Source organism: Roseobacter sp. (genome assembly GCF_039970775.1).
GTDB lineage: Bacteria > Pseudomonadota > Alphaproteobacteria > Rhodobacterales > Rhodobacteraceae > Roseobacter.
In genome coordinates this window covers 1-11523 of record NZ_JBDVLG010000060.1, presented here as the reverse complement: position 1 = coordinate 11523, position 11523 = coordinate 1, and the positions used below count along the sequence as shown (strand labels likewise).

Here is an 11523-nt window from a genome sequence, read left to right as displayed (position 1 = left end):
CCTTAACCGCCCGTGCGCTACAGTGACGACATCGCAATATATCCGCGTCTTGTGTGGCGCCCAAAAACAGGAGACTGGATTATGGCCAAACGCAAACGCCTGACCCCGCTGGCCCTACCCGAAGGCGGAATGATCGATGCCCCGGTGGGCAAAGTGCCGGATCATGTGCTGCGCCAACGCGCGCCGATTGCCGGCGTGGCGCAAGACACCGCACGGACCAGTGCCCTCGAAGAACTCAGCGACACCCTTGTCCGTGCCCGCGCCGAAGGCCGTATGATCGAGGCCTTACCGCTGGACCAAATCCAGACAGATCACATCACCCGCGATCGGGTTGCCATTGACGACGAAGAGATGAAAGCGCTGAAACAGAGTCTAAGCGCACGAGGGCAACAAACCCCGATCGATGTGGTTGATCTTGGCACGGGGCGTTACGGTCTGTTGTCCGGCTGGCGGCGTTGCACGGCGTTGCAGGCCCTGCACTCAGAAACGGGTGATGCACGGTTTGCGCAGGTGCTGGCGGTCTTGCGCCCGATCACCGAAGCCTCGGATGCCTATGTGGCGATGATCGAGGAAAATGAAATCCGGGTGGGGCTAAGTTACTTTGAACGTGCGCGCGTGGTGGCTGAAACTGTCGATCAGGGTGTGTTCAAAGATGACCAGACCGCGTTGCGGGCGCTGTTCGCGACAGCGTCGCGGGCGAAGCGTTCAAAGATTGGCAGCTTTGTCGGGGTCGTGCGGGCCGTTGGGGGCGCTTTGCGGTTTCCGCAGGCGCTTGGCGAACGGGCTGGATTGAAATTGGCCAAGGGTCTTGGTGCGCATCCCGGTTTGGCGCAGGTGATTGCCGATGAATGGCTTAAGACGCCGCCGACGAATGTCGCACTTGAACAGGACCGGTTGATGGCGCTGTGCGACCGAGCGACGGACAATGGTGCCGCAGCGGCCACCCGCGCCGATGGCCCTGCCCTGCCCCAAGGCGTGCAGCTAAAAGACAAAGGTGCCGGGCGTGTGACCCTGTCAGGCACCGGCGTGGATGCGGCATTCAAAGCAGCGTTGCAACGCTGGTTGGAAGAGAACGGGCACGGTTAGAGCCTATTATTTCAAGAGTGCGCTTAGATAGCGGCCATATTCTGTCTTGGCAAAGATCTTGGCCCGTTCGGCCAATTGTGCGGCATCGATCCAACCTGAATCAAAGGCGATTTCTTCGGGGGATCCCACTTGCAACCCTTGCCGTGCGCTGAGGGTGCGCACAAAATTGCCCGCATCCAGTAACGACCCATGGGTGCCTGTATCAAGCCAAGCATAACCGCGCCCCATCTGTTCTACATGTAAAGCGTCATCGCTCAAATAGGTCTCTAACAGTGTGGTTATTTCGAACTCGCCCCGCTCAGAAGGGCGAATGCTGCGCGCGCGCTCTGGGGCAGAACTATCCAAAAAGTACAGGCCCGTTACCGCATAGGAAGACGGAGGATTGGTTGGCTTTTCAACAATCGCGCGCACGCTGCCATCCTCGGCAAAGTCCACCACGCCATAGCGTTCAGGATCAGCCACACGATACCCAAATACCGTCCCCCCCGTTTCGCGCGCATCTGCGGTGGCCAATTGTTCAGGCAAGCCATGTCCAAAAAAGATATTGTCCCCCAGCACCATGGCCGAAGGTGCGCCATTCAGAAAGCCTTCGGCCAACAGATAGGCCTGCGCCAACCCATCGGGGCTGGGCTGTTCGATGTAAGTAAAATCCAGTCCCCATTGACTGCCGTCCCCCAACAGGCGCTGGAACTGATCCTGATCCTGTGGCGTCGTGATGATTGCGATCTCGCGAATGCCGGCCAGCATCAGCACGCTAAGCGGATAGAACACCATAGGCTTGTCATAGATCGGAAGCAGCTGTTTAGAGACGCCCATTGTGATTGGATACAGCCGTGTGCCCGACCCTCCGGCAAGGATAATCCCTTTGCGATCAGTCATGTCCAAGGTCCTTCAGTACGCGGTGCAATCCCGCGGCCCAATCCGGGCGGGGAATGTTGAAATCAGTTTCTAACTTGGTGCAATTCATACGAGAATTCAGCGGGCGCGCGGCGGGTGTGGGATAGTCTGCTGTTGGGATGTCCGACACTGTGATCTTTCGCCCGGCTTGTGCAAATGTTTCGCGCGCGAAACAGGCCCAGCTGGTGTCAGGTGCCCCGGCATAATGATACAACCCGCCGCCCTGCCCGTCTATCATGGCCTGCGCCATGTGCAGCAACGTGGCCGCAATGTCAGCGGCAGGTGTCGGTCCCCCGATCTGGTCAGCAACCACGTTCAGGGCGTCGCGGGTCTCAGACAGGCGTAGCATGGTTTTGACGAAATTTGCCCCGTGGGCCGAAAATACCCAAGACGTGCGCAGGATGGCATGGGTGCCACCGGCGGCGATCACCGCCTCTTCTCCGGCGCGTTTGGACGCACCATAGGCCCCCAACGGGGCAGTTGGATCATTTGGCTGCCAAGGCTTTGTGCCGGTGCCCGCAAATACATAATCGGTCGAGACGTGCAAAAAGGGAATGCCCAGATCGGCACAGGTGCGTGCCATGGCGCCCGGCGCTGCGGCATTGATCTGGTAGGCCAGTGCCTGTTCTTCCTCGGCCTTATCGACGGCTGTGTAGGCTGCCGCATTGATGACGGCGCTTGGGGCATGAACGCGGATCGCGGCGGCGCAGTCTGCCGGGTTGTTCAGGTCCGCCTGTGCCCGCCCAAGCGCGATAACAGGGGCCTGTCTTTGCAGTTCGGAGGCCACTTGACCGGTTTGCCCGAAAACCAGAATACTCATACCGTCCCTACCCTTTCAGCCACACGCCGTGATCTAGCCTGCACCAAGGCGTTTGCCGACGCCATCGCGATTTTGCAGCGCGCGCCACCAGCTTTCGTTGTCCAGGTACCAATGCACAGTACGTTCCAGTCCCTGTTCAAGGGTCACAGAGGGCCGCCAGCCGAGTTCGGTTTGCATGCGGGTCGGGTCGATCGCATAGCGCAGGTCATGGCCGGGACGATCGGCGACAAACGTGATCAGATCTGCATGGGGCGTATCGCGCGGGCGCAAACGATCAAGGATGGCGCAGATCATGTGCACCAGATCAATATTACGCGCCTCGTTTTCTCCGCCGATATTATAGGATCGGCCCAGCTGGCCTTTTTCTAACACGGTCAAAAGCGCGTCTGCGTGATCTTCGACAAACAGCCAATCACGCACGTTTTCGCCTTGCCCGTAGACGGGGATCGCATCGCCTGCCAATGCGTTCAGGATCACCACCGGCACCAACTTTTCTGGAAAATGGAAGGGGCCGTAATTGTTCGAACAGTTGGTCAGGATCACCGGCAGGTCATAGGTTTCGCCCCAGGCGCGCACCAGATGGTCGCTGGCCGCTTTGGACGCTGAATAGGGCGAGCGGGGATCATAGGCGGTGTCTTCGGTGAATTGTCCGTCGGGGCCGAGGCTGCCAAACACTTCGTCCGTTGATATGTGGTGAAAGCGGAACGCATCAGGGCGACCCCGTGCGCTCCAGTAGGTGCGAGCCGCCTGCAGGAGGGTATAGGTCCCCATGATATTTGTTTCTAAAAAGGCACCGGGGCCGTCAATCGAACGATCTACGTGGGACTCTGCAGCCAAGTGCATGACCGCATCAGGCGTGTGCGCTGCGAACACGCGATCCATGGCGGCGCTATCGCGGATATCTGCATGCTCAAAAGAATAACCGGGGGCGTCTGCGACCTGTGCCACGTTATCAAGGCAGGCGGCATAGGTAAGGGCGTCGACATTTACTACGCTGTGCCCGGCAGCAATGGCTTGGCGCACCACTGCTGATCCGATGAAACCAGCCCCGCCGGTGACAAGCAGTTTCATGATGCGGGCCCTTCCCAGACAAAGGGAGTGTCGAAATCCGACAGGGCAGGGGCAGCGGCGTCCTTGTCGGACAAGACCGGTGTTCCGTCAAAACCCCAGTCGATGTCGCAGCTGTCCCACCGTATCGCCCCGTCGGCGTCTGCTGCATAATAGGCATCGCATTTATAGCAAATTTCAGTGTCGGGCGCGCGCGTGACAAAACCATGGGCAAAGCCGGCTGGAATCAAAAGCTGACGCCCATTTTCAAAGCTCAGCTCTTCGCCGATCCATTGGCCATAAGAGGGCGAGCCGCGCCGAATATCGACCGCCACATCAAACAGCACCCCGCGCCCGCAGCGCACCAGTTTGGCTTGAGCATGCGGAGGGGCCTGAAAATGCAGGCCGCGCACCGTGCCGACCTGTGCTGAAACCGAGTGATTGTCCTGCACAAAGTCGATATCAAGGCCGGCCTGTGCCATACGTTTGCGATTCCAGCTTTCAGAAAAGAAGCCGCGGCGATCCCCAAACCTGGTGGGGGTCAGGATCAGGACGCCATCCAGCGCGGTCTTTTCTATGTGCATGCGGTGCTGCTCCGGTGCTGTTTGTACGTTGAGAGAGGTCTAACATCCGTGTGATCGCGTGCAAATGCGGAATGTCTGGCGAGGGCGTCGTTTGACATGCTTGGCGTTCTGTGAGTTTTGCCTGTCATGCAATTCATAAGGTAAGGTACGTCATGGGTGGTTCTGGGTCTTCGGCCGCGGTGCGGCGGCTTGTTGCAGTTGTGGTGACATATAACAGGCTCGACAAGTTGCAGGACACTGTGGCCCGTCTGCTTGAAGCCGGGCCTGCGGATCTGGCGGCTGTGGTGGTGGTCGACAATGCCAGCACTGATGGCACGGCTGCTTGGCTTGCGGGGCAAAGTGACCCACGCATCGATGTTTTGTCCAGTGCGCGCAATGATGGCGGGGCCGGGGGCTTTGGGCGGGGCATGACCCGTGCTTTGGCCGCGCATGACCCTGATTGGCTGGTCCTGATGGATGATGATGGGCGCCCAGCCCCCGGTGCTTTTGCGGCGTTTCATGCCCTTGATCCCGAGGCGCAGGGTTGGGATGGGGTTGCGGCGGCCGTGTATTACCCGGATGGCACGATTTGCGACATGAACCGCCCATCGCGCAATCCTTTCCAGCATGTGTCGGTTTTTGTGCGCACGCTGCTGCGCGTTGGGGGACGCAACGGATTTCATCTAAAGCCCGAAGTTTATGAAGGGGATGCGCCCTGTCCGGTCGATATCACGTCATTTGTCGGATTTTTTGTCTCTAAAAGGGCGGTTGAGGCGGCGGATCTGCCTGATCCGGGGCTGTTCGTCTATGGCGACGATGGGCTTTATACGCTGGGTCTGTCATTGGCTGGGCGGCAGCTTGTGTTTCACCCGCACGTCCGTTTTGAGCATGATTGCGCGACTTTTGCAGTACAGGATGGCCGATTTCAGCCGTTGTGGAAGGTCTATTATTACCACCGCAATTTGCTGTTTTTGTACCGTGCCGCCGCGGGATGGATGTTTTGGCCATTGATGGCGCTGATTCTGCCTAAGTGGATGCTAAAGGGGCGACGCCATCGCGGAGAACAACGCGTGTTCTATCGACTGTTGGCACGTGCTGTATGGGACGGGTTTCGCAGCGATACATCTCGTACTCACGGCGATGTTCTTGCGCTGTCAGCGGTTGAGAATGGCAAGGTGGTGCTTGCGCAAAAGCAATAGGCCCGTGGCCATGGGGATCAGGGCCCAGGCCATCACATAGGCGGGGTTAATATAGTCGGGGTTATAGACCGGATAGAAGCCGCTCCGCGCCAATCCCGTGATATGTACGAGCGGGTTGTACCACAGAACCTGCTGGGCCCCGTTTGGCAGGTCTTCCATGATGTAAATTACGGCAGAAGCGATCAACAGGGGGCGGGTCAGTATTGTCCAGACTGTGCCATAGACTGGGAACAACCCGCGCATCGCGCAATTGAATGTGCCGATGCCAAAGCCAAGCGCCATAGCCATGACAAAGGCGCCAATCACGGGGGGCATGTCGATCACGGTGCGCGTGCCCGTGAACCATAGGATGGCGACCAGCAATACATAACTGACCAGTAGCAACGTCAGTGCGTTCAGGATGAAACGTGCAAGAAGGGCATCTATCCACCCGACAGCCGGGTACTTGAGCAAGGATTTCGAAAACGCGATCGCGGCTGTCAGCATGCCTGCGGTCCCGTTGAACAGGTTGAAAGGTAGGTAGCCCGTGGCATAAAACAGGATAAAGCTTTCGCCTAAGGACGGGCTGCGTAGCAACAGTGAAAAGGCCAGGGACAGTATGAACAACGTGCCCAGCGGTTCAAAGATGGCCCAGACGTATCCCCCTGGTTTGGCACCGTACCGTGTGGCCATTTCGCGCAGGATCAGTGCGGCAACAGTGCGCAGCGTCGAACGGCGCAATTTTGGCCGCAGTGGGGGGGCCACAGGCGCGCTTGAGAGCGGATCGGAGGAAGATGTCGTATCAGAAGGCGGCATCGGGCTATTTCCCGTGACTGTAGGCTATCCACCGACTATGAAGAATTAACACATGAAGATCAAATGGCATTGCATCGCGGCAACGCTTTGACAAATCAAGAAAAAGGTTCCTCCGGTCAGATGGATCAATCCGTTCAACCCAACAAAGCCAAAGCTGCGCAAAACCGTGCGGGCGCCGGACAAGGCGGGGGGCAAGGGCCCAAGAAAAATAACGCTCAGAACAAACCTCAGAGGGGCGGGTCTGCGGGCAAGGGCGGTGGTGGTGGGTCGCGACAACCAGCAGTTGTGCAGGTGCGTCCGATTGCTGAACCTGCCACGATGCGCCGTCGTCACTGGGGGTTGCTGTTTTCGTTTCTGATATTGGTTTTACTGCCTTTGGCGGGCGCTGGGTTTTATCTGTGGACCATCGCAGAGGACCAATACAGTTCGATCACAGGCTTTACGGTGCGCGGCGAGGAATCTGGTGGTGCGTCGGATATTTTGGGCAGCGTGGCGCAGTTCACGGGCTCTAGCACCAATTCGGATGGGAATGTTCTGAACGCGTTTATCAAAAGCCAAGAGATCATCGAAGCCATTCAAGGGGATGTCGATCTTAAGACGCATTACTCTCAATATTGGGATACGGATCCGGTGTTTTCATTGTGGCCGGATGCGTCGATTGAAGATCTGTTGTGGTATTGGGAACGGGTTGTGCGGATTTCTTTTGACGAGGGATCTGGTTTGATTGATGTGCAGGTGCTGGCCTTTGATCCGGATATGGCGACGCGCATTGCGGAGTTGATCGTCGACAAGAGCCAGAGTCGGGTCAACGATCTGAACACACAGGCCCGCACAGATGCGACGCGCTATGCCAACGAAGATTTCGACGCTGCCATTGCGCGCCTGAAGGAGGCCCGTGAGGGTCTGACAGGATTCCGCACACGTACCCAGATTGTAGACCCGGAAACCGATATTCAGGGTCGAATGGGCGTGATGAACAACCTGCAGCAACAATTGGCTGAGACGCAAGTCGAACATGATCTGCTGCTGGCCACGACCAATGAAACCGACCTGCGCGTGATTCAGGCGCAGCGTCGGATCGACGTGATCCGCGACCGCATTGCCGCAGAGCGCGCAGCGTTTGCGAACATCAGCGACGAAGTCGGGGCGTTGGTTGAAGATTACCCATCTTTGATTGCTGAATTTGAAAGCCTGACGGTTGATCTGGAAGTGGCCGAAGAAACCTATCGTGCGTCTTTGACAGCACTTGATGTGGCGCGTTCTAATGCGTCGCGCCAAAGCCGGTATTTGGCCACGTACATCAAACCAACGCTCGCCGAGGCGTCCGAGTTTCCGCAGCGCTTTGTGCTGATCGGTTTGATCGCGTTGTTTTTGATGTTGGGGTGGTCTGTCATGGCGTTGGTCTATTATTCCATTCGGGATCGCAGTTAGGGAGACGCGACTGTGATCCGACTGGAAAACCTATCCAAAAGCTTTTGGGTGCGCGGTCACCGCAAAGTGGTGATCGACAATGTCGATATCGAACTGCCCAGTGGGCGGTCCTTGGCGTTGTTGGGGCGCAACGGGGCGGGCAAGTCAACATTGATGGACATTATTTCGGGCCTACAAAAACCTGATACAGGCCGGGTGGTCAGCAGTGGATCGGTGTCCTGGCCGGTGGGGTTTGGGGCTTCGTTTCACCGCGAATTGACGGGGGCACAGAACGTCCGGTTCATCGCGCGGGTCTATGGGGTGGATACAGATGCTTTGACCGCGTTCGTCGAGGACTTTGCCGAGTTGGGAAAACATTTCCACATGCCAGTGCGCAGCTATTCACAGGGCATGCGGGGGCGTCTGACATTTGGCACATCAATGGGCATCCACTTTGACACGTATTTGGTCGACGAAGTCACGGCTGTGGGGGATGCGGCCTTTAAACGCAAAAGCAAGGCCATCTTCAGAGAGCGGATGAAGGTGTCATCCGCAGTGCTGGTCAGTCACGAGATGGGGCAGGTCCGGCAGTTTTGTGATGCGGGAATTGTGCTGGAGAATGGTAAGGTCGAGTATTTCGACGATCTGGAAGAAGCGATTGAATATCATCAGGCGTTACTAGCCTAAAACCCTTGTGGGTGATCTGATTGCTGCCTTTTTTGAAACGCAGTTTTAAGGTTTTCCTTGGCGCGAAATTCAGCATGTTTTGTGTTTTTTAGTGCATTATATCAGCGTTTTATAGATCCTTTGGCCTGTAATGGTGTTAACAAAATACCCCCAATTCACACTGTTTGTCACGGTTTAGCCTCGTCTGCGTCCGGCGTTCTACCACATCAATATTGCTCATTGTTCCTGAGTGTGAAGTGGGATGGTGAGTGCGATGCAAGAGTTGGTTTTGCGGACATGGGTGACGCTTAATGACGAACGTTTGGATGTGGATATCCGTGCTCTGCATTATGATGTGTCTACGGGTACGCTGTTTGCGGGCACAGGCGGCAACGGCGGGCTGGTAAGCTATGACGTTGGCGCCGGTCGGGCTTTGTCTGAAGTGGATCGTCAATACTATAACACGGGTCAGTCCTTTGAGGTTACGGGGCGCATTGATGCAACGCAGATTGGTGGGCAAGACTATTTGCTGGTCAGCGACCCGGGCGCTGCGGGCTATCTGGCCTATCAAATTGGCGCCAACGGTCAGATTGGGAACGCCACCGGCATTACAGCAAACCAGCCCAATGGCGATGGGATCGCAGCACATTACGTGTCTGATGCCGGCTTTGTCTATTTGGCGGGCAAGAATGGCACCAATATTGGTGTTTACGAGGTAACAAGCACCGGCGCCATGAACCGTCGCAGCGTGGTGGAAGACACCACCACCACCCATGCCAGTGATCTGGGCGAGCTGGTGGGCACGCGCATCAACGGGCAGGATTTTGTGATTGCCGCCAGCAGTGGTGAACAGGCTTTGACCAGCTATGCCGCTGACGCGACCACGGGCGCCTTAAGCGTGCGGGACACAATGGGCGCGCAACAAGGGTTGGGGATTCTGAACACCATCACAGCGGTTCAGATGATTGAAACCGGGGGGCAGAATTTTGTCATCGTTGCCTCGGCTGCAAGCAACGGCGAGATGGGCGCACTGAGTGTGCTAGAGTTGACGGCCAATGGTCAACTGATCGCTGTGGATCATGTGTTGGATACGCTGAATACGCGGTTTGGTACAGTGCAGGCATTGGCCACGGTCGATGTCGAGGATCGGATCTATGTGGTTGCAGGGGGCGGCGACGATGGGTTGAGTCTGTTTGTCATCATGCCGGGTGGCCAGTTGCAACATTTGTCATCGCTGGCGGATCAGACCACTACCAACCTGACCAATGTCTCGGCGTTGGAGATGGTGTTGGTGGGGGATGAAGTTCAGGTTTTTGCTGCGGCGCAGGGTGAGGCGGGCATCAACCAGTTTACCTTTTCAGTCTCTGATCAAGGTGAAACGAGGTTTGCCTTGGCGCAGGGAGGGACGATGGCAGGCACCGGGCGGGATGACATTCTGATCGGCGGCGTGGGCGATGATCATGTTCAGGGGCAGGGTGGTGATGACATCCTGCGGGACGGCGCGGGCAAGGACACGCTGGACGGTGGTGCGGGGTCTGACCTGTTTGTGCTGTCTGCGGACGGTGTGAATGATCGCATTCAGAATTTTGATTATACGCAGGATTGGATTGATCTGGGAAATCTGCCGTTTCTGTATGGAACGTCGCAGTTGAATATTACGACCAGCGGTCCGGGGGTACGTATTACGTGGCGCAGTGAGGTGTTGGATGTGCGCCCTTCGGGGGGCGAGACGTTGAGCGTCGCTGAGGTCAGTGCACGTATCGTGTTCGGGGCGGATCGCACGTTGTTGTTGGTCCCAAGCGAGATCATGGGCAGCGATGCGGCAGATGTATTGGGCGGCACGTCTGACCCAGACGTTATTTCTGGTTTTGGGAGCGGCGATCAAATCACCGGTCTGGAAGGCAATGACACCATCCGAGGTGGAGACGGCCGTGACAGCATCCACAGCGGCCAAGGTGATGACGAGGTCATGGGGGGCAACGGCGATGACTGGATCCGGTTGGGTCAGGGCAATGATATCAGTCGCGACGGCACCAATGGCAATGATACCGTTCTTGCGAATGCGGGCAATGACAGTGTCATGGCGGGTGCGGGTGATGATGTGGTGCGAGGCCATGCTGGTTTTGACAGTCTTGAGGGAGGGGCTGGAGACGACCGTTTATTTGGAGGGAATGGTTTTGACACGCTACGCGGTGGCGATGGAGATGACCTGGTTGTGGGAGGCAATGGCCGTGATCTGATTTTCCTGGGCAATGGGGATGATGTGTTTTTCGACAATGCTCAGGCAGGCATTTCCGCGAGCGATACGGTTTGGGGCGGTGCGGGTTACGACCATGTGCGAGGCGGTGGGGGCGATGAATTTCTGGATGGGGGTAGCGGGAAAGACCTGATCCTTGGCCGCAAAGGCAATGATACTTTGTATGGTGGCGATCAGAATGACACGATCTTTGGCGGTGATGACAACGATGTGGTTTGGGGCGGTAAAGGGCAGGACAAGGTCTATCTGGGCAATGGTGATGATCGTTTTAACGATACGGAGCAGATTGGTGCATTTGGGCGTGATTTTGTGCAGGGCGGCGCGGGCAATGACACGCTGGAAAGCCGTGCGGGAGACGATACGTTGAGCGGTGGCGCTGGCGCGGATGTTTTTATTTTTGCGGACACATCGGGTGATCGCATCGTCACCGATTTTAACAACGGCCCCGATACAATTCAGGTCGAGGCTGCACAACTTTCTGTTCGGGATACAAAAGCGGGTCTGTTGTTGGAATGGGACGATGGCAGCGTTTTGCTAGAGGGCGTCATGGCTGCTGACATGCAGCCGGGGGATTTGGTCTTTGTCTAAAAACACTGGTAGAAATAGGCTCTATTAATGAGAATAGAGCCTATTTCTTTCTTGCCTTAGATCAGTTCGATATCGCCTAACAAGCTCGCAGTTGATGTCACCCCGTTCAACGTCAGGCTGTCGCCGTTGTCGAAATCAAACACCAGATTGCCGTTCTGTACGCTGGTCAGCGCATCTAGGCGCGCTTGGTTCAAC

The 11523-nt window shown here is 56.9% G+C and carries 10 protein-coding genes; 5 read left to right on the top strand and 5 right to left on the bottom strand.

From position 1 onward, the window contains the following. The first annotated feature begins 81 nt into the window (after positions 1 to 81). Positions 82 to 1086 (top strand): ParB N-terminal domain-containing protein, encoded by a 1005-nt coding sequence (locus ABJH13_RS16125; protein WP_348407240.1) that lies wholly within the window; start codon positions 82 to 84, stop codon positions 1084 to 1086. A 6-nt stretch (positions 1087 to 1092) separates the two neighbouring features. Here the strand turns inward: ABJH13_RS16125 and rfbA are convergent, their stop codons facing one another. From rfbA to rfbC, 4 genes are read right to left on the bottom strand one after another with little or no spacing between them, the layout of a single operon-like run. Beyond that, on the bottom strand, positions 1093 to 1965 hold the full coding sequence (rfbA, locus tag ABJH13_RS16120; protein WP_348407239.1) for a glucose-1-phosphate thymidylyltransferase RfbA: 873 nt from the start codon (positions 1963 to 1965) through the stop codon (positions 1093 to 1095). Continuing rightward, positions 1958 to 2803, bottom strand: coding sequence for a dTDP-4-dehydrorhamnose reductase (gene rfbD, locus ABJH13_RS16115; RefSeq protein WP_348407238.1), 846 nt, complete (start codon positions 2801 to 2803; stop codon positions 1958 to 1960). The genes rfbA and rfbD overlap by 8 nt, the downstream gene beginning before the upstream one ends. Before the next feature lie 33 nt (positions 2804 to 2836). Further along, positions 2837 to 3874, bottom strand: a complete 1038-nt coding sequence (rfbB, locus tag ABJH13_RS16110) for a dTDP-glucose 4,6-dehydratase (protein ID WP_348407237.1) — start codon at positions 3872 to 3874, stop codon at positions 2837 to 2839. After that, a complete protein-coding gene (gene rfbC / locus ABJH13_RS16105; protein WP_348407236.1) occupies positions 3871 to 4434 on the bottom strand; it encodes a dTDP-4-dehydrorhamnose 3,5-epimerase in 564 nt (187 codons plus the stop codon). Before rfbC ends, rfbB begins: the two co-directional genes overlap by 4 nt. Positions 4435 to 4586: 152 nt before the next feature. Here rfbC and ABJH13_RS16100 point away from each other — a divergent pair, with 152 nt between their 5' ends. Then, a complete protein-coding gene (locus ABJH13_RS16100; RefSeq protein ID WP_348407235.1) occupies positions 4587 to 5612 on the top strand; it encodes a glycosyltransferase in 1026 nt (341 codons plus the stop codon). On the opposite strand, the gene ABJH13_RS16095 is transcribed toward ABJH13_RS16100, so the two are convergent. Beyond that, on the bottom strand, positions 5568 to 6407 hold the full coding sequence (locus tag ABJH13_RS16095; RefSeq protein WP_348336948.1) for an ABC transporter permease: 840 nt from the start codon (positions 6405 to 6407) through the stop codon (positions 5568 to 5570). The genes ABJH13_RS16100 and ABJH13_RS16095 overlap by 45 nt on opposite strands. A gap of 120 nt (positions 6408 to 6527) precedes the next feature. Here ABJH13_RS16095 and ABJH13_RS16090 point away from each other — a divergent pair, with 120 nt between their 5' ends. The 3 genes from ABJH13_RS16090 (at position 6528) to ABJH13_RS16080 (ending at position 11328) form a co-directional block, all read left to right on the top strand. Further along, on the top strand, positions 6528 to 7838 hold the full coding sequence (locus ABJH13_RS16090; RefSeq protein ID WP_348336947.1) for a sugar transporter: 1311 nt from the start codon (positions 6528 to 6530) through the stop codon (positions 7836 to 7838). 12 nt (positions 7839 to 7850) lie between these two features. Beyond that, positions 7851 to 8504, top strand: coding sequence for an ABC transporter ATP-binding protein (locus ABJH13_RS16085; protein WP_348336946.1), 654 nt, complete (start codon positions 7851 to 7853; stop codon positions 8502 to 8504). A 253-nt stretch (positions 8505 to 8757) separates the two neighbouring features. After that, positions 8758 to 11328 carry a calcium-binding protein gene (locus tag ABJH13_RS16080; RefSeq protein ID WP_348407234.1) on the top strand — a complete coding sequence of 857 codons (2571 nt, stop codon included), beginning with the start codon at positions 8758 to 8760 and terminating at the stop codon, positions 11326 to 11328. Positions 11329 to 11523 lie beyond the last annotated feature (195 nt).

Coding starts and splice junctions, on each gene's coding strand:
- rfbC (WP_348407236.1), bottom strand. CDS start 4,434: ATGCACATAGAAAAGACCGCGCTGGATGGCGTCCTGATCCTGACCCCC.
- ABJH13_RS16125 (WP_348407240.1), top strand. CDS start 82: ATGGCCAAACGCAAACGCCTGACCCCGCTGGCCCTACCCGAAGGCGGA.
- rfbB (WP_348407237.1), bottom strand. CDS start 3,874: ATGAAACTGCTTGTCACCGGCGGGGCTGGTTTCATCGGATCAGCAGTG.
- rfbA (WP_348407239.1), bottom strand. CDS start 1,965: ATGACTGATCGCAAAGGGATTATCCTTGCCGGAGGGTCGGGCACACGG.
- ABJH13_RS16100 (WP_348407235.1), top strand. CDS start 4,587: ATGGGTGGTTCTGGGTCTTCGGCCGCGGTGCGGCGGCTTGTTGCAGTT.
- ABJH13_RS16090 (WP_348336947.1), top strand. CDS start 6,528: ATGGATCAATCCGTTCAACCCAACAAAGCCAAAGCTGCGCAAAACCGT.
- ABJH13_RS16080 (WP_348407234.1), top strand. CDS start 8,758: ATGCAAGAGTTGGTTTTGCGGACATGGGTGACGCTTAATGACGAACGT.
- rfbD (WP_348407238.1), bottom strand. CDS start 2,803: ATGAGTATTCTGGTTTTCGGGCAAACCGGTCAAGTGGCCTCCGAACTG.
- ABJH13_RS16095 (WP_348336948.1), bottom strand. CDS start 6,407: ATGCCGCCTTCTGATACGACATCTTCCTCCGATCCGCTCTCAAGCGCG.